General features: G+C 62.1%; 14 protein-coding genes. 1 reads left to right on the plus strand and 13 read right to left on the minus strand.

What is annotated here, in order from left to right; genetic code table 11:
- Window positions 1-32: 32 nt before the first annotated feature.
- The 13 genes from KVQ82_RS11605 to KVQ82_RS11665 are packed head-to-tail and all read right to left on the minus strand — an operon-like array spanning window position 33 to window position 15,266.
- Window positions 33-1,952, minus strand: a complete 1,920-nt coding sequence (locus KVQ82_RS11605; RefSeq protein WP_222018917.1) for a hypothetical protein — start codon at window positions 1,950-1,952, stop codon at window positions 33-35.
- Window positions 1,949-3,253: a lipopolysaccharide biosynthesis protein gene (locus KVQ82_RS11610; protein ID WP_222018918.1), complete on the minus strand. Its 1,305-nt coding sequence runs from the start codon at window positions 3,251-3,253 to the stop codon at window positions 1,949-1,951. The genes KVQ82_RS11605 and KVQ82_RS11610 overlap by 4 nt, the downstream gene beginning before the upstream one ends.
- Window positions 3,250-4,251 carry a polysaccharide deacetylase family protein gene (locus KVQ82_RS11615; protein WP_222018919.1) on the minus strand — a complete coding sequence of 334 codons (1,002 nt, stop codon included), beginning with the start codon at window positions 4,249-4,251 and terminating at the stop codon, window positions 3,250-3,252. Before KVQ82_RS11615 ends, KVQ82_RS11610 begins: the two co-directional genes overlap by 4 nt.
- Before the next feature lie 13 nt (window positions 4,252-4,264).
- On the minus strand, window positions 4,265-5,401 hold the full coding sequence (locus KVQ82_RS11620; RefSeq protein WP_222018920.1) for a glycosyltransferase family 2 protein: 1,137 nt from the start codon (window positions 5,399-5,401) through the stop codon (window positions 4,265-4,267).
- Complete coding sequence (locus KVQ82_RS11625) at window positions 5,394-6,362, minus strand: glycosyltransferase (protein WP_222018921.1); 969 nt, start codon at window positions 6,360-6,362, stop codon at window positions 5,394-5,396. Before KVQ82_RS11625 ends, KVQ82_RS11620 begins: the two co-directional genes overlap by 8 nt.
- On the minus strand, window positions 6,359-7,726 hold the full coding sequence (locus tag KVQ82_RS11630; protein WP_108183138.1) for an O-antigen ligase: 1,368 nt from the start codon (window positions 7,724-7,726) through the stop codon (window positions 6,359-6,361). The genes KVQ82_RS11625 and KVQ82_RS11630 overlap by 4 nt, the downstream gene beginning before the upstream one ends.
- Window positions 7,723-8,814, minus strand: coding sequence for a glycosyltransferase family 4 protein (locus KVQ82_RS11635; protein ID WP_145595174.1), 1,092 nt, complete (start codon window positions 8,812-8,814; stop codon window positions 7,723-7,725). The genes KVQ82_RS11630 and KVQ82_RS11635 overlap by 4 nt, the downstream gene beginning before the upstream one ends.
- A complete protein-coding gene (locus tag KVQ82_RS11640; protein ID WP_041066270.1) occupies window positions 8,811-10,403 on the minus strand; it encodes a Wzz/FepE/Etk N-terminal domain-containing protein in 1,593 nt (530 codons plus the stop codon). The genes KVQ82_RS11635 and KVQ82_RS11640 overlap by 4 nt, the downstream gene beginning before the upstream one ends.
- A gap of 17 nt (window positions 10,404-10,420) precedes the next feature.
- The gene (locus tag KVQ82_RS11645) at window positions 10,421-11,446 is read right to left on the minus strand and encodes a polysaccharide biosynthesis/export family protein (RefSeq protein ID WP_041066273.1); all 1,026 of its coding nucleotides are present in this window, start codon (window positions 11,444-11,446) and stop codon (window positions 10,421-10,423) included.
- A 21-nt stretch (window positions 11,447-11,467) separates the two neighbouring features.
- Window positions 11,468-12,115 (minus strand): CpsD/CapB family tyrosine-protein kinase, encoded by a 648-nt coding sequence (locus tag KVQ82_RS11650; RefSeq protein ID WP_007961335.1) that lies wholly within the window; start codon window positions 12,113-12,115, stop codon window positions 11,468-11,470.
- Window positions 12,115-12,861 carry a sugar transferase gene (locus tag KVQ82_RS11655; RefSeq protein WP_047293357.1) on the minus strand — a complete coding sequence of 249 codons (747 nt, stop codon included), beginning with the start codon at window positions 12,859-12,861 and terminating at the stop codon, window positions 12,115-12,117. The genes KVQ82_RS11650 and KVQ82_RS11655 overlap by 1 nt, the downstream gene beginning before the upstream one ends.
- A gap of 18 nt (window positions 12,862-12,879) precedes the next feature.
- Window positions 12,880-13,917 (minus strand): NAD-dependent epimerase, encoded by a 1,038-nt coding sequence (locus KVQ82_RS11660; protein WP_083368658.1) that lies wholly within the window; start codon window positions 13,915-13,917, stop codon window positions 12,880-12,882.
- A complete protein-coding gene (locus KVQ82_RS11665; RefSeq protein ID WP_222018922.1) occupies window positions 13,914-15,266 on the minus strand; it encodes a UDP-glucose/GDP-mannose dehydrogenase family protein in 1,353 nt (450 codons plus the stop codon). Before KVQ82_RS11665 ends, KVQ82_RS11660 begins: the two co-directional genes overlap by 4 nt.
- Before the next feature lie 390 nt (window positions 15,267-15,656).
- Between KVQ82_RS11665 and KVQ82_RS11670 the strand changes: the two genes are divergently transcribed.
- A complete protein-coding gene (locus KVQ82_RS11670; RefSeq protein WP_222018923.1) occupies window positions 15,657-17,354 on the plus strand; it encodes a sulfatase-like hydrolase/transferase in 1,698 nt (565 codons plus the stop codon).
- Window positions 17,355-17,416 lie beyond the last annotated feature (62 nt).

Consider the following 17,416-nt stretch of genomic DNA (forward strand, 5'->3'; position numbering starts at 1 on the left):
CTGGCTTTTCTCATGACTGATCGGGGTTATGTTCATGACGCGCTCCAGCTCAACGCGAACAGGGTTTGCCCTGGCAAGTCGAAGCTGACGCGTCCTTCGCGGCAGGCAAATGGTGCGTCGCGGCTGCGGTTGTCTGCGCCGAAGTAACGCAACGCACCGTTGTTGAGTGGGCACTTGGCACCACTCAGGTCGACCCGCTGCAAACGCGTGCCCTTGTTCACACCGAGCAGGCCACGCTGGTCGTCGCCGGCCATCGCCAGCACATCGACTTCGAAGCCGTCGTTCTCCAGCCACAGCACCTGATGCAGCCAGTGCTGCGCGATGAACTGCTGGGCCAGCCCCACCGGTTTCAGCTCGAAACCCTCAGCGCCCAGGACCCGGATCATGCCTTTGGGGTATTCCGGCTCATCGGCGGCCTGAAACCAGTTGAGCATGCTCAGCAAACCGTCCTGCGAAGCGTTGATCACCACCGACGTCCACCACAGCGCGGCGTACCGGGTTTCTTGATCGTAGGGGCTGAGGCTGGAGCCGCTGGACAGGTTGGTCTGATCCAGCAGCAAGGCCTTGCGCGGTTGGCCGCGAGCGTCGAGGCCAACCAGTTCGGCAGCGCGGCGCACGCTGTCGCGGTAGACCCGGGTGGCGAGCAAGTCGCGGATCATCCATTCGTGCCACGCCAGCGCGTCGATCTGCTCGGCGGATTCACCTAGCAAGCGCCGCGCCCAGTCGATGCCACGCTTGTCTGCCGCGTTATCGGCGAACGGCCCGTTGACCAGCCGCGAACTGGCCGGCATGGCGATGCGCACACCGGCCCTGGCATTTGCCGGATCGCTGCGCACTTGCCTGGCCATGCTGGCGAAAATCGCCCGGTATTGCTCGAAGCTCGAATAGTTGAGGTTCGGCTCATCGGCAAAACCGATGTAGTGCGTGCCCGTGCCGCCCAAGGCGCGGGTGCCGGCCAGCCACGCGTCGAGCCCGCCATTGCTTTGCACGTCGGCGCGCAGATCGGCCTGACGCTGGCTGCCGGCGAGCAAGGTGATGTCCTGACGGATGCCGAAGCGCTCCTGATAAACCTTGCGGAACGCGTCTTCGAAGTGCGGATTCTTCGCCGTGACATCGACAAAACTGTAGTAACTGGCGGCGGTCGCTTTCAACGCATCCAGCACCGCATGGCTACTGGCGGGCGGCATCACATAGGGCAGGGCGATGCCCAGATCCGGGGTGCGTCCGAGGATTTTGTCGTGCAGGTTCAGGTGGATCTGGCCGGTCTCTTCGCGCACGGGTTTGAGTTGCTGCGCAGTCTGCGCAAACCGATTGGCCGTGCCGTCGAGCCAGAACGCCGCTTTGCCGCTGCCTTGCAGGCGCAGGCGCCAGACCTGTTCGCGCTCGCTGACCGGCAACGCCAGTTGATCGAACTGCCAGTAGGCGCGATAGGGTTTGAGCGCCAGCGTCAGTGGCTGATCATCGCCCACCCGTTGCGCCTGCAGCGCGTTGACCCCGCCATGAAACTTGCCGGCCAGCACCGCGTGTTCCCCCGACGCCACCTTGAAATACAGCTCGTCGCCGTTCTGTGTCTGCGCGCTGAAATGCACCTTGGCCGGCTCGAACAGCGCCACGGTGTGCTCATCGTGTTCGACCCGATAATTGCGGAAGCTGTAGCCAGGAATTTCCAGGCGATAACTGGCAGCGCCCGGCAGCAGCGGCCAGCTCTGGCTGCCACGGGTTTCGCTGGCCTTGATCAAGCGCTCGCCCTGCAATTTGCCCCGGCCGTCGAGCAGGTACAGATGCTCTTCGTTGGCGTCGGCCTGCCACGCCGGGGTCCAGCGAATGGTCACGGTGTCCGGGCGATCGGCTTGCAGATACAGGCTGCCGTCGCGGATCTCGCCCCAGCGCATCGACGCGGCAAAGGCGTCCAGCGACAGGCCGAGACCGAGCAGCAGGAGCAGGCCTTTCATGCGGCCTTCCGGTGCAGCATCTGCCACATCGGCGCGACATCGCTGGGCAGGATGATCAAGGTTTGCCAAAACGCCACGCCGCTTAAACGGCAGTACAACACCAGCATCGCCACGGTCACGGCCAGGTAGGCAATCGACGATGCCGCCGCTGCACCGACGATGCCGTAGGCCGGAATCAACACCAGGTTCAGCGCCAGGTTGAGCAGGGCGCCGAGGCCCATCAGCAGCGACACCGTACCGGGGCGGTTTTTCCCCAGCAGGTCCAGACGCAGGATGCTCGCGTAGCACAGGCCGAGCAGCCCCGGCAGCAAGGCGAGCAGCGCCGGATACGCCGGTTGGTAAGCGATGCCGAACAGGGTGACGATCAGCCAGTTGCCGATCACGGCCATGCTCAGGCACGCACCGAGCATCACCGTGGCGGTCAGGCGCAGGGCCAGCGGGGTGACCTTGTCCATGCCTTCGTCTTGTTGCAACAGGCGTTTCATCAGCGGCGTGGTCACTGCTTCCGGGACGATCAGCAGCAGTTCGGCGGCGGCGCTGGCCATCGCATAATGCCCCAGCGCGGTGCTGCCGAGCAGGGCGCCGATGAACAGGTAATCCGAGCGCAGAATCACTTGCTGGAACAGCAGGTCCGGATGGCTGCGCGCGCTGTAGCGCAGCAGTTCGTTCTGGCTGGCACGATCCCATTGCAGGTGCAGCGGTTGAGCGCGTTTGAGCCAGACCCAACCGGCCAGCACCACCAGGCTGATTCCGGCCAGCCAACTGATCAACGCCGCTTCCAGCGCCGCGCTTTTCCACATCCAGAACAGCGCGAGAAACAGCAGCAGCGGCGCCAGTGACTCGGTCAGGCGCAAGGCGTTGAACGCAACCACGCCACCGGAGGCGTTGTGCAGGGTCAGCAGGCCGCTTTTCAGCACGGTCAGCGGCACCGCCAGCAGCAACAGCCACGCCAGCAGACCGAGCTGCACGGTGACATCCAGTTCACTGCCGAACTCTCGCACCAGCGCCACCACCAGCAGGGTCAGCAGACCGGCGAGTAAGCAACCAAACACCAGCACCTGACTCAGCAGCAGCCCCATCGGCCGTTGCTTGGCGGCCTGATAACCGACGGCTGAATTCAACCCGCCACTGGTGGCAGCGCTGATCAGATCGGGCAAGGTGCTGAGCAGCGCAAACAGCCCGCGCTCACTGGGGCCGAGGATCCGCGCCAGCAACACGTTGCGCAGCAAACGCAAGGCGATCATCGCCAGTTTGGTGCCCATGCTCAGCGCCAGATGCTTGAGGTAATGGCTGCGGCTCATGGCCGGTTTCCACGAAAGATGCGCCACGACAGCAGCTCGGGATTGCGCGCGGTGCGTTGGCTGACGCCGAAACGTGGCAGGTTCAGTGGATCGCCTTCACCGCGATAGATGCCGGTGCCGGTGCCCAGCGCGAACGGGTAATCGTGGGCAGCCATCTGTTTGCGCACACGGTCGTCGTTGTTGCCGTTGGGGTAGCAATACACCGGCAACGGCCGGTTGCAGCCATTGTTCAGGGCGTTGCGGCTGCGGCGGATTTCTTCGCTCAGGCGCACATCGTCCAGTTCCGTGAGGATCGCGTGGCTGGCGCCGTGCGGGCCGAAACGCACCAGCCCCGAGGCTTCCAGCGCCCGCACCTGGTGCCAGTCCAGCGCTTGCGGCTGCGCTTCGGGCGGGCATTCGTCGGTCAAGCGTTCGAGCATCGCCGGTTCAAGGTCTTTGAGGCTTTGCAGGTAGTGCAGCAGCGACAGGCTGCGGCGGTCGACATCGATGTCATCGACCAGTACCGGCAGTGGGTGGTGGATCATGTGCAGGTATTCGATCAAGTGCATGCGGGCCTTTTCGCCATGGCTGCCCCACAAGGTCTCGCCAAGGCTTTCCCACCAGAAGCGCTGGCGGCTGCCGATGAAATCGGTGGAGAGAAAGATGCTCGCCGGCACCTGATGTTTTTGCAGCAGCGGGAACGCATTGACCGCGTTGTCGCGCCAGCCATCGTCGAAGGTCAGCGCCACCCGTGGACGGTCGCTGCGTAATGCGGTGGGCGTGAGGATGTCCATCAGCGGCACGCAATCGAAGTGTCGGCGCAGCCACACCAGCAGGTGCTCGAAGGCTTTCGGTCCGACACACAGCTCATTGCGGTGCGGCAGGTCGGCGGCGCGGTCGTTGGCCAGCACCCGGTGCAACATCAGGATCACCCCGGCGCCGTGCAGCTGATTGCGTCCCACCGGGGAATTGAGGTAAAGCCAGCCACTGGTGCGTTTTATTAATTGTTTGATCGCCATGGCTTCGCTCCTTTCAACGGTTTTGTTCAGGATTCCACTGGGCGTAACGCTGGCCGCGCAAGAACTGCCACAGGCCGATGCTCATGCCTGCCAGCGTGACCAGCAGAAATGCCGCAAGGCGAAACGGTTTGGGTAACCGGTGTTGTGAATCCAGCAGTCCGGCAATCGCCACGGCGTAACCGAACAGTTGGGCGATCAGGGCCAGTCGATAGAAACCGTGGTCCTCCCACAGCCAGAAATTGCTCAGCAGTAATGGCAGCAGGAGGATCGGTGCCAGGCGGCGGATCAGCTTGTGGCTGATCAGCGCAATCGAATACAAGCCATGTTTGAGCGGGTTGAGCAGTTCACGGCGCTGGGCGAGGCTTTGCAGGCCACCGACGGTGACGCGTTGACGGCGGCGGAACTGTTTGTCCGCTTCGTCGACACCGTGGTCGATCACCTGCGCCTCGGGCACATAGACAATGCGCTTGAAGGCGACCGGCGCGCAGGTGCTGAGAAAGAAGTCGTCATTGACCTCCGCCGGTACGCTCTGGAACAGCTCGCGGCGCAGGGCGAGCAGGGCACCGTCGGCCGAGACCATGCAGCCGGTGCGGTTCTCCACCCGACGCAGCCAGCCCTCGTAATGCCGGTACAGACTGTCGCCGACGCTGAGGCCGCCGCCGGTCACCGGAATCACCATGTGCCCGGCGCAGGCACCGACGTTGGGGTCGCTGAGTGGCGCGACCAGGTAGCCGAGGGTTTCCCGCGACCATTGGTTATCGGCATCGGTGAACACCAGGATATCGCCGGTCGCCAGCGCCGCCCCGGCATTCAGCGTTGCCGCTTTGCCCTGGCGCGGCAAATCGAGGACGGTGATGCGCGAATCGACCACCTTGTGCGCACAGGCCACGGTGTCGTCGGTCGAGCCGTCGCTGGCGAGAATGATCTGCAGCGTGGCCGGCTGATAGTCCTGCGCCAGCAGCGTGTGCAACTTGTGCTCGATGTGCCGCGCCTCGTTGTGCGCAGCGATCACGATGCTGATGTTCAGCGGCGGCGCCGGGCTGTGGCGCCAGGCCGGGAACAGCGGCGCCAGCACCGTCAGCAGCAGCGGGTAGCCAAGGTAGGCGTATACCGGCAGCAGCAGGCACAGCCAGAAAATGAATTCAGCCACGGGCAGGCCTCCTGGCATTCCAATGACACAGACTGAGAATGAACGCGGCGCCCGCCAGGTGCAGACGCACCCAGTGCAGGCCCCACAGTTGCAGGGTCAGGCCGATGTCGCGGTGTTTGATACTCTGCCGCACGCTCAGCACCAGCCCCGGCAGAAGGGTCAACGCGACCATCGTCGCGGCGTGATGCGGGAAGCCGTCGAGCAACGCTGAAATCGCCAGGAAATCGAGGATCCACACCGCAATCGACAGCAACGGAAAACGCAGCAGGCGCAGGCTGAACCCGTGGGTGCGCAGCAGTTGCAGATGACTGCCCTGGCGCCACATTTCCTTGCCCATCCACTCGCGCCAGTTCATTTCGTAGCCCCAGTGCAGGGCGACGTTGTTGTTGATCGAGAGCAATACGGCGCCGTTGTCGCGCAGGCGCAGGGTGAATTCCTTGTCCTCGCCAGTGCGCAGGTGTTCGTCGAAACCGCCGACCTTGTCGAACCAGCGCCGGCGCATCAGCAGGTTGGAGCTGGGCAGCCAGTCCACCGGGTGCGAGCTCTGGCTGGACGGGCGCAGCGTGCGCCGTTGCCAGGCAGCGGCGTACCACGGCGCAGTGGCGGGGGTGTGCAGGTCGAGACCGAACACATCGGCCTGACCATCGGCTTGCAGCTCGAACAAGGGCTTGAGCCAGTCTTCGGGCATCTCGACGTCGGCATCAATGAACGCGATCCACTCGCCGCTTGCCAGCAGCGCACCGCGATTGCGCAGCGCACCGATCAGCAGGCCCGGCAGCACCAGCACCTGTGCACCGAACTGGCGGGCGATGTGCGGGCCGTCGTCGCTCGAACCGTTGTCGACCACGATCAACTCGCACTCGACATCGGCTGCATGTGCGGCTTTTTGCGCGGCCAGCAGCGTGCGGCCAATGTGCCGGGCCTCGTTGAACATCGGGATGATGATGCTGATCCGGCTCATGTTCTGGCCTCGGTCAGTGGCGCCTGCTCGGCCTTGAGGCGCAGGACGCTGGTCAGCGCGAGCATGATCCACAGGTATTTCTGATTCGGTGCGCTGAGGAACATCAGGAACAGGGTCAGTGACAGGAAGCTCACGCCGAGGTGGGTCATCAGGTCCGCCTGTTGCCAGTCGCGCCGCCGCATCCACGCGGCGCGGGCGCGAATCAGGTTGTACAGGCCGAGGCCGAGCATGCCGACGAACAGCAGGCCGGCAGGAATCCCCAGTTCACTGAAGATTTCCAGGTAGGTGTTGTGCGCACGGCGGTACAGGTCACCGATCTTGCGGTTGGCGGAAAACGCCTTGGCGTAGCCGGTGGTCGCGTAGTGCAGCGGGAAGGTGCCGGGGCCGGAACCGAGCAACGGGTTCTCGCGGATCATCTGCCCGCCGACCACGATGTACGAGGCGCGGCGGCCGAGGGATTCATCCTGTGCCTTGGAGCCGGCGCTGAGAATACTCAGCGACTGAATGCGCGCGGCGTAACCGGCGGGCATCGCGTAGATTGCCAGCGGGATCACGATGGCTGCACCGAGCATGGCGAAGCCCAGGTGCCGAGGGCGAATCCGCGTCAGTTGCGCGCGGTAGTGCCAGCAACCGATCAGCAGACTCAAGGCCACCACCACCAGCCCGGAGCGCGATTCGGTCTTGGTCATGCCACCGAGCAGCAGCAGGCAGCAAGCGCCCCAGAACAACCGGTGCAGCAGGTTAGGCCCCCGAATCACCAGCAGCAGGCCCAGCGGAATGGCGAAGGCGATCAGCAGGGCGAAGGCGTTGGGGTCCTCCAGCAGCCCGGCGGCGCGGCCTTGATCCTGGAATTTGGTCGAGAACATCGCCATGGCGCAGGTGGCGCTGACGCTCAGGGTCACCAGTCGGGCGAACAGGTCGAGATTCAGTTCACGGCCGATCAACAGGGTAATGACAAACAGGATCAGTCCGACGCTCAGTTCACGCAGATGCCCCAGTGACATACCGAGGTCATCGGTGTTGAGCAAACTGAGGAAATACAGGACGAGGAACCACAGCAGAAACCGCCAGATATTGCTGCGCAGGCGCTCGCCGGGAATCTGATGCAGGGCCAGTTGCAGCATCAGGATCACCGCCAGCGAGGCGCCGATCAGTTTGCTTCCGGAAAGCGCACTGTCCTTGAAGAAACCTTCAAACGGTACCAGCGCGGCGATGCCCAGCAGGCCCCAGGTCGGCTTGCGGTACAACACCGTGAACCCCACCAGGCCAATGACCGCGCCGGGTGCGAGAAATGGATAAGGGCTGGCGAGCAGACCGATGCACACCAGACCGAGCAGTGTGACGATCGAGAGCGGGAAAATCATGCGCGTGCCTCCCGTGCCGTGCGGATGTACAGCTGCGACCAGCGTTCGGCCAGGGCCTTGAGGTCGTAGCGATCCTGTTGCGTACGCTTTGCGTTGTCACACAATTGCCGAGCCAGGTTCGGCTCGTTCAGCAGGTTATCGAGCTGGCGGGCGAGGTCGGCGCTGGCGGCGGGTGTCGCCAGCAAGCCGTTGTGCCGGTGCTCGAGTACATCGGGAATGCCGCCGACCGCAAACGCCACCACCGGCACGCCGCTCTGCATCGCTTCGAGCAGAATCATCGGCGTGCCTTCGGTGCGCGAGCTGATCACCAGCGCATCGAGTTGCTGCCACCACGGCTGCATGGCGGTCTGGTAGCCGGGCAGACGAATTCGTTGCTGCAAACCTGCGGCGTCGATCCGCGCCTGCAGCGCCTCACGTTCCGGACCGTCGCCGAGCATCACCGCGTCCAGTTGCGGATGCTGGTGACACAGCGGAATCAGGGCATCGAGAAACAGGTCCGGGCCTTTCTCGCTGCTCAAGCGCCCGACATAACCGGCCAGCCAGCGCTGGCGGTCAACGTTGCTGACCCGCGCGGCGGCAGCGGGTAAACCGTTGGGGATCACCTGCAGCTTTTCAGCTTGCACGCTGGCCTGACGATGCAATACCGCGATGCTCTCGGCCACGCACACCACCCGATCCACCGAGGCGGTGCGGCACAACTGCAGACTCAGCCAGGTGTAGAACTTCTGTTTGCGGCTGCGCGGGGTGAAGCCGTGCTGGGTGATGACCAGCGGCAAACGCAACAGTGTCGCGCCGACCCAGCCGAACAACAGCCCCTTGAAGTTGTGCGTATTGATCAGCGGCCGTTCACTGCGCCGGGCCCGCAGGTGGCGCAACAACTCGCCCAGCCCGGCACAACCACGACAGTCCACCCCGGCCTCGCGAAAGCGCGCGATCAATGCGGGCGGTGCATCGAGAAACAGCACCTGGTGCTGCCCCGGTGTCGCCAGGCAGTGATCGAGCAACATGCGCTCGGCCCCATAGAAGCCGCCGCTGCTGAGCAAGTGAATGATCGGCAGCGCGGCGTTCGGGGTGGACAGCGTGTTCAATTGCGCACCCAGTGCACGAAGCTTGGCACGGTCCAGTTCTTGTGCGGATTGCTCGGCAGCACGTTCTCGTCGTTGATCACCAGCAACACCGGCAGGCCCAGTTCGTGGGTGATTTGCGCCGGGTGTTTGAAACGGTGATCGAAGAACTCACGCACATAGACCAGGGCAATCGCCAGCAGCAGGCCGGTGAACAGCCCGAACGGAATGATCAGCAGCGGTTTGGGGAACGCCGGCTCGGTCGGCTCGAACGGCGGGCTGAGCACCTTGGCGTTCGACAGGTCATCGTTGAGCGAACCGGCGGTGCTGCTTTCGGCAAAGCGTTGCGCATAGGTCGAGAACGCCGTGTGCAGCGCGTCGATTTCCGTGTCCATCTGCCGCAGCTTGCTCTGGGTCTGTTGCAAGGTGTGGATGCGGTTCTTGAACTCGGCGATGCGCGCGGTTTTCTGATCGATCACCTGTTGCACCACGGCCAGGTCATTGGTGCGTTCCTGAATGCGGTTGCTCACCACTTTGAGGAACTGCTGGCGGGTGCGGGCGATCTGCTCACGGGTCAGCAGCATCGGCTCGCTGCCGGGCTGGAACACGGCGAGGTCATTCATGTAGCGGCTGACCTGAGTGGTCAGTTGCTCGCCCAACTGTTTGATTTCCCGGTCCTCGAACGCCACGTTATCGACGGTGGTGGTGAAGGTGAAGGGGAAGGTGTAGTCGTTGAGCTTATTGCTGCTGGCAGCGGTCAGCGCGGTTTTCAGGTATTCGAGCCAGCGCTGGCTCTGCAACAGGCGATCCTGATACAGGTTCAGGGCTTGCTCTTCGGTATTGATCGCGTTCAGGCGGAAGGTGATTTCTTCCTTCGGATCGGACGATGCAACACTTTCCAGCAGCGCTTGCCGATTACCTTCCAGCCCATCGAGGCGCACCTGATACAGGTGCTTCTTGGTTTCGTAGAAGGATTGCGGCAAGTCGATCGATTGCAGCGCCTGACGGCTGACCAGGTAGTTCTGCAGCAGGGTCGCAACGAACGTGGTGCCCTGATGCGGATCCGGGAAGCTGTAGATGATCGAGATCACGTTGGAGCCGGGCAGGGTCTCGATCTTCAGGCTGTTGATCGCATCTTGCGTCAAGCCATCGAGCACCGTGTCACGCACCGGATCGGTTTGCAGCCCGAGCATGTTGCGCAGCGGATTGATCACGTACTCACGCAGCGGCGAAGAGACGTAGCGCCGGATCGGATCACTCACCAGTTTGGCGAACATACCGACCGGCGGGTTGTACTCGCCCTTGTCGCGCAGCTCGCTGATGGTCTGGCGGATCAGCGCCGGGGACCGCAGGATGTTGCTTTCGGTTTCCATGTCCGCCAGCGACGGCGGAATGAAGGTGGCGTTATCGACCGTCAGTGACGTGGTGGCGTCACCCTGGGAGAGTTTTTTCGACTGCACGATCACTTGGGCGGTGATATCGAAGCTCTGTTTGAGCACCAGCGGCAGTACCAACGCGATGACTGCAAAGATCAGGAAGACCCGTTTCACCAGCTGCTTGTTGGCGAAGAAGATCCTGAAGAACTCATGCAGGTAGTTTTCCTTTGGATTCATGATCGGTCACCTGAGAGTCAGTTGTTGTTACTGCCTTTGTTGTCGACGCGGTAGCCGAAGCTGAAACCCACGCCCTGGAACAGCACCACATCGGCCAGTTGCCGGGCCAGATCGCCGGCACTCGCCAGTTTGGTTTTCGGCACGAACAGCATGTCGTCCGGTTGCAGGTAGGCGATCTGCGACGCATCGCCCGACAGGGCTTTTTCCACGTCGTAGTGCACGGCCTGCACCTGATTGCCGTTGCGGCGCATGATCACCACCGAGTCCAGACGCGCCTTGACGTTGGTGCCGCGCGCCAGGGTCAGCGCTTCAAGCACCGACACTGGACGGCGGATCGGGTAGGAGCCCGGTTGGCCGACCTCGCCCAGCACGTAGATCTCGTTGCCGGCGGTGGACTTGAGCATCACATCGACGCTCATCCGCCCCGGCAATTGCGCGTACTTCTGGTTGAGGAAGGTTTCCAGTTGATTGATGGTCATGCCTTGCAGCGGCACCGCGCCGATTTCCGGAAAGCTCGCATAACCGTCATTGCCCACGGTGATCTCGCGGCTCATGCCGGTGGCCGGGTGATTCAGCGCGCTTTTCAGGTTCTGCTCATTGGTCAGCGGGCTGATGACCTGCACCGTCAACTGATTGCGGTTGGGCTGGAACAGCTGTTTGCGCTGGTAGGCACGCTGGATTTCATCGCGCGCTTCATCGGCGGTCAGGCCGGCGATTTTCACCGAGGTGTTGGCGCCGGGCAGGTTGATGGTGCCGTCGGGCAGCACCAACTGGTTGCCATTGAGCTGGCTGGCGGCGGTGAAGTTCAGGCCGATCTGGTCACCCGACTGCACGCGGTAAGCGTCCGAGCCGCTGGTGCTGATGTGGAAGATCACATCCAGCACGTCTTGCGGGCGCAAGGTCTGCTCGATCTTCGGCATGTCGGTGGCCTGGGCGTTGGCCGGGGTGGCGGTGAGAATGTTCACCGGCATATTCTGGGTTTCGGAATTGCTCGAGCAGCCTGCAAGCGGCAGCATCAGCAGAACCAGTATCTTGGCGTTCATGGCGTCATCCCTCGCGTTTGCTTACAGGTTTTTGTAGAGCCACTTGGGCATGTAGTACTTGCGCCGGTTGAATACGCTGCCGACCACTTTTGCCCCGGCCTGGGTCAGGCGTTGCACGGCGGCCTGGGCGACTTCCCAGCGGGTGTCTTCGGCGCGCACCACAAACACCACGCCATCGACTTGAGTGGCGAGCACCAGCGTGTCGGCGGCGGAATACACCGCGTCGCCGTCGATCACCACGAAGCGGTACTGCGTGCCCAGGCGGTCGAGCAGCGGGCTCAGGCGCTCGGCGGTCAGGTGTTCGAGGGTGCGGATCGGCCGGCCATTGGGCAGCACATGGAACGGCAGGCTGGAAACCTGCACCACGCAATCCTGCAACAGCGGCGGGTTGTCCGGGTTGAACAGCAAGTCGCGCAGGCCGCGCTCCTTGCCCAGGTTCAATTGCTGCGTGAGGTTGCCCGCCGACTGGCTGGCATCGACCAGCAGCACCTGGCCGCTGCTCATCTGCGCCAGTTGGCTGGCCAGCGCCAATGCGCTGGTGGTGGTACCGGCGCCCGGGTTGGCGGCGGTCAGGAACAGGATCCGCAGATCCAGATCCAGCACGGTCGAGATCAGGTTCGATTCGCTGGGGTTGGCAATGCTCAGGCTTTTGTTGGTTGAACCGTCCATTAGCTTGCTCCGTGGCCGCTGAATACTTTGAAGGGGGTTTTCAACAAGATCTTCAGATCAAGCAAAAGGCTTTGCTCGGCGATGTAGCTGAGGTCCAACTCAACGCGCTGGTCGAAGTCGATGTTGCTGCGCCCGGAGATCTGCCACAGGCCGGTCATGCCGGGGTATATGCTCAGGCGCGCGAGGTGATTGTCCTTGTAGCGGTAGGCGTTGAACGAAGTCGGCCGCGGGCCGACCAGGCGCATGTCTCCGCTCACCACGTTGAACAGGTTGGGCAGTTCATCGAGGCTGGTGCGCCGCAGGAAACCGCCGATACCGGTGATGCGTGGGTCCTTGTCGATCTTGAAATCGATGGCGTCGACCCCGTGCTTGTTGAGGTGACGCAGCGATTCCTTCAGCTCTTCGGCGTTGCAGACCATGGTGCGGAACTTGTACATGCCGAAGGTGCGGCCGCGATAACCGGTGCGTTTCTGCACGAACATCACCGGTCCCGGGCTGGTGAATTTGATGGCCAGTGCCAGGCCCAGCAGCAGCGGCGAGAACACCACCAGCAGCACCAGCGCACCGAAGCAGGCCAATACCCGGTTGGTGCGTGACAGCGTCCATGGCCGGCCACCGTCACGGCCGGTCAACCAGCCACGGCCCTGCCTGTGGATGGCGGAATCGAGGCGCATTCGGTGCTCGGGATCCATGCGCTTGTCACGGCGCATCTGGTTGATCGGTACACCTTGTTCATGTCCAGTCATGGGGACCTCCGCTGATGTTCAGCCGCGAGCGGCGCGTGGGCGATAGGCAGTGGGGTAGTAGTCGCGAAACCAGGCGATGAAACGCCCCAGCCCTTCATCCAGCTCGATCCGGGGCTGGAACCCGGTGGCCTGGGCCAGATCATCGGTCTCGGCACAGGTGTTGAGCACATCGCCCGGTTGCAGGGGCAAGAGCTCGACAATGGCTTTCTGGCCGAGGTGTTTTTCCATCAGCGCCAGGTAGGTTTTCAGCTCTACCGGGTGGTGGCCGCCAATGTTGAACAGGCACCACGGGGCCATGCTGCTGCCCGCGTCGGGATGTTCACGATCCCACTCCGGGTGGTTGTGCGGCGGATGGTCGGTGAGGCGCGCGATGCTTTCGACGATGTCATCGATGTAGGTGAAATCGCGCTGGTGCTCGCCGTAATTGAACAGCTTCAGCGGCGTGCCTTCGGTGATCGCCCGGGCAAACTGGATGGGCGACATGTCGGGCCGCCCCCATGGCCCGTACACAGTGAAAAAGCGCAGGCCGGTGCTGGGAATGCCGAACAGGTGGCTGTAACTGTGGGCCATCAGCTCATTGGCTTTTTTGGTCGCGGCGTACAGCGACAGCGGGTGATTGACGCCGTCGTGCACCGAATATGGGGTGTGCTGGTTGGCGCCGTAGACCGAACTCGATGAGGCGTAGATCAAGTGCTCCACCGGATGGTGCCGGCAGCCTTCGAGAATGTTCAGGAAGCCGCAGAGGTTGCTGTCGAGGTAGGCCTTCGGATTTTCCAGCGAGTAGCGCACCCCGGCTTGCGCTGCGAGGTGGATCACCACCTGCGGTTGCTCGCGGACAAACAACGCTTCGATCGCGGCGGCGTCGGCCAGATCAATGCGTGCCAGCGGGAAATGCCCGACCTGATCGCGCACCCATTGCACGCGATCGTGTTTGAGCTGCGGGTCGTAGTAGCCGTTGAAATTATCCAGGCCGACCACCGCATGCCCGTCGCGCATCAGCCGCAACACGCAATGGGCGCCAATGAAGCCGGCTGCGCCGGTGACCAGGATTTTCATGGGCGCAATCCTTCCGGTGCGATGTGGCGCAGGCCGATGCCGCTGTAGTGCAAACCGGCGGCGGCCACGTGTTCCGGGTTGTAGAGGTTGCGACCGTCGACAATCACTTTGGAGCGCAACTTGCTCGCCAGCAGCTCGAAATCCACGACGCGAAAATTCTTCCATTCGGTGCAGATCACCAGCGCATCGGCATCTTCCAGGGTGTCGTCGCGGGTGGCGCACAAGTGCAGATCGTCGCGATAGCCGTAGAGGCGCCGGCACTCGGACATGGCCTCCGGATCGTAGGCCTGCACGCTCGCGCCTTCGGCCCACAGCGCGTCCATCAGGTAGCGGCTGGGGGCTTCGCGCATGTCATCGGTATTGGGTTTGAACGCCAGGCCCCAAATCGCAATCGACTTGCCGGCCAGACCCTGCGGAAACTGCGCCTTGAGTTTGCCGAAGAGGATGTGCCGCTGGCTGTCGTTGACGTCGGTGACGCTGCGCAGCAATTTCAGCGGCATGCCGTTGTGTTCGGCGGTGTGCAGCAGGGCGCGCAGATCCTTGGGGAAGCATGAACCGCCGAAGCCGCAACCGGGGTAAATGAAGTGGTAGCCGATGCGCGGGTCGGAGCCGATGCCTTTGCGCACCGCTTCGATGTCGGCGCCGAGCAGTTCGGTGAGGTTGGCCAGTTCGTTCATGAAGCTGATGCGCGTGGCGAGCATCGCGTTGGCCGCGTACTTCGTCAGCTCGGCGCTGCGGTTGTCCATGAACATCAGTTTTTCGTGGTTACGGCAGAACGGCGCGTACAGCTCGCTCATCTGCTCGCGGGCTTCGTCATCGCGGGTGCCGACGATGATCCGGTCCGGGCGCATGCAATCGGCGAGGGCGCTGCCTTCCTTGAGGAATTCGGGGTTGGACACCACGCGGACCTTGAGGTTGCTGCGGCCGCGGCGCTGCAATTCTTCGCTGGCCTTGGCGGCGACCTGATCCGCCGTGCCGACCGGCACCGTGGACTTGATGATCAGGGTGCGATCGGCCTCCATGTGCGAGGCGATCTGCCGGGCGACGTTGAGCACGTGGGTCAGGTCGGCGGAACCGTCCTCATCGGCCGGGGTGCCCACGGCGATGAAGATCAACTCGGCATGCTCCACCGCGTCGCTGGCCTGGGTGCTGAACAGCAGACGGCCGGCCTTGATATTTTCTTCCAGCGCGGCGGATAAACCCGGTTCGCTAATAGGCGGTACGGCCTGTTGCAGTTGTTTAATCTTGTTCGGGTCAATATCCACACATAAAACCCGATGTCCGACATCGGCAAGTGCGGCTGCTTGAATAAGGCCAACATAGCCCGTACCAAATACGCTCACGTCCATATTGGCGTGCCTCGTAAGACGGTGGAAGAAGATCAAAATGGAACTGTCAAAAGGGGTATAGCGCAGGTGTGGAAAAGCGTGTCAGCAAAATGACATGTTGCACGTGTATAACACCGGGCTTTTTTCAGGCTATTGGCCATCAAGTGCTTGCTATTGCTGGATTTGTCGCGTCCTTGACCCTTTTTTCACATCCTGAAGAAAGCGATAAACGGTCGAAAGCCTTTAAATTAACGACTTGTAGCCGCTGGAGTGTGTCAGGAATGAGTCAACAGTTTTTTGACGCTTGACAGAAAAGTCAGGCTTTTCTTGCGCTTTGATGGCCGGGTGCTAGTGTCAGATTTTGACCGACAAACTATTGACCCAATGCCGTTTCGTACGACCGGAATCGCCATGTTTCGATATTTAAAAGAACTGCTTTTAGTTATTTATCTGCTGCTTTATTCCGAATATTACATTGAGCGGTTAAATGCTATCGGGGTCGGTTTTGCTGTGCTTCTTTTTGGCGCGATGTTTTTGGCGCTCACTTTAGCGTTATATCTAACGGCTTATATTCGTCAGGCATTGATTCGACACTTATTCGCAATAACGCTATTTGCTTCGGCGGTATTCTTTGATGTCTATACCCGGGTCACCGCGGATTACCTGAGCTACAGCAGCTTTGTCTCGCTGGTGTACTCCGGCGGCTTCATTCAGGAAGCCGCTTACCAGTATCGCGACGCGATCATTCATGGTGCGCTCAGCGGCCTGCTGTTGCTGTTCGGCATCGGGCTCAAACCGCGGCATGCGCTGGTGGTGCCCAATGCATTGCGGGTGGCGGCGCCGGTGTGTGGTGTGCTGCTGTTGAGCGCGGTGTTGTTCCTGCGGGCGGGCGAGGGCGCGCGGGGCTTGCCGATCATGTACACGCCGCTGGCCTATCTGAACCTGTTCACCTATGAAGCGCTGCACAACACGGTCGGTCCGCGTGAGCCCGTGACGCTGGCGCGCAGCGCTGCGACGGTCAATCACGACATCGTGTTGATTATCGACGAAAGCATCTCCGGCAATTACCTGGACATCAACGCGCCGTTCGGGGTGCACAGCAACCTCAAGCAGGCGCATCCGGGGGTCGAGATTTTCAACTACGGCTACGCCGCGTCCATTGCCAACTGCAGCGCCGATACCAACGTTACGTTGCGTTACGGCGGGACGCGTGCCGACTACATACGGATCAACAGCACGCTGCCGTCGATCTGGCAGTACGCGAAAAAGGCCGGGTTGCGCACGGTGTACATTGACGCCCAGCGCACCGCCGGCAATCTGCAGAACCTGATGACCGACACCGAGAAAAAGGACATCGACGAGTTCGTACAGTTTGACCAGACCAGCGTGCGAGACCGCGACATGGCTGCCGCCGCGAAGCTGATCGAGTTGCTCAACGACGATCAGCCGGAGCTGGTGGTGATCAATAAAGTCGGCGCGCATTTCCCTGTGCACGACAAGTACCCCGACGCCTTCATGGCCTACCGTCCGACCCTGCCGCGCGGGCAGTTCACCGAAGTCGCCGATACCGGCAAACGCGACGGTTTCAACGGCCAGCCGGACGATTGGCTGTTGTACCGCAACGCCTACAAGAACACGCTGTTATGGAACGTGGGCGAGTTCTTCGACCGGGTATTTGCCCAGGCCAGGCTGAACAATGCGCTGCTGATCTACACCTCCGATCACGGCCAGGACCTGCATGAGCGCGGCAATCCCGGGCTCAATACCCACTGCGGTGGTGATCCGGTGGAGGAGGAGGGGCTGGTGCCGCTGGTGGTGATTCAGGGCGATCAACTGCACGGCCCGGATTGGGCGCAGTCATTACCGGTGAACAAGGACCGTTCCAGTCACTACAACATTTTCCCGACGCTGCTGCAGCTGATGGGTTACGACCTGGCCGGCATCGAGGCGGTATATGGCAAACCGCTGACGCTGCCGACGGCGGACGATTTCACCTTCAACTACCGCTTCAATGCGCGGCTGGGGGCCAGGCCTGAGTGGAAGCACATTGATCTGAACACCATTGTCACGCCGGGGGAGGCGGCGACCAGTGTGGCGACCGGGGATTGAGCGTTGTGTTGGGTTCACTGGCCCCATCGCTGGCAAGCCAGCTCCCACAGTGTTTTTGGGTG

This window comes from Pseudomonas sp. AO-1 (genome assembly GCF_019775695.1).
In the GTDB taxonomy this organism is placed as follows: domain Bacteria; phylum Pseudomonadota; class Gammaproteobacteria; order Pseudomonadales; family Pseudomonadaceae; genus Aquipseudomonas; species Aquipseudomonas parakoreensis.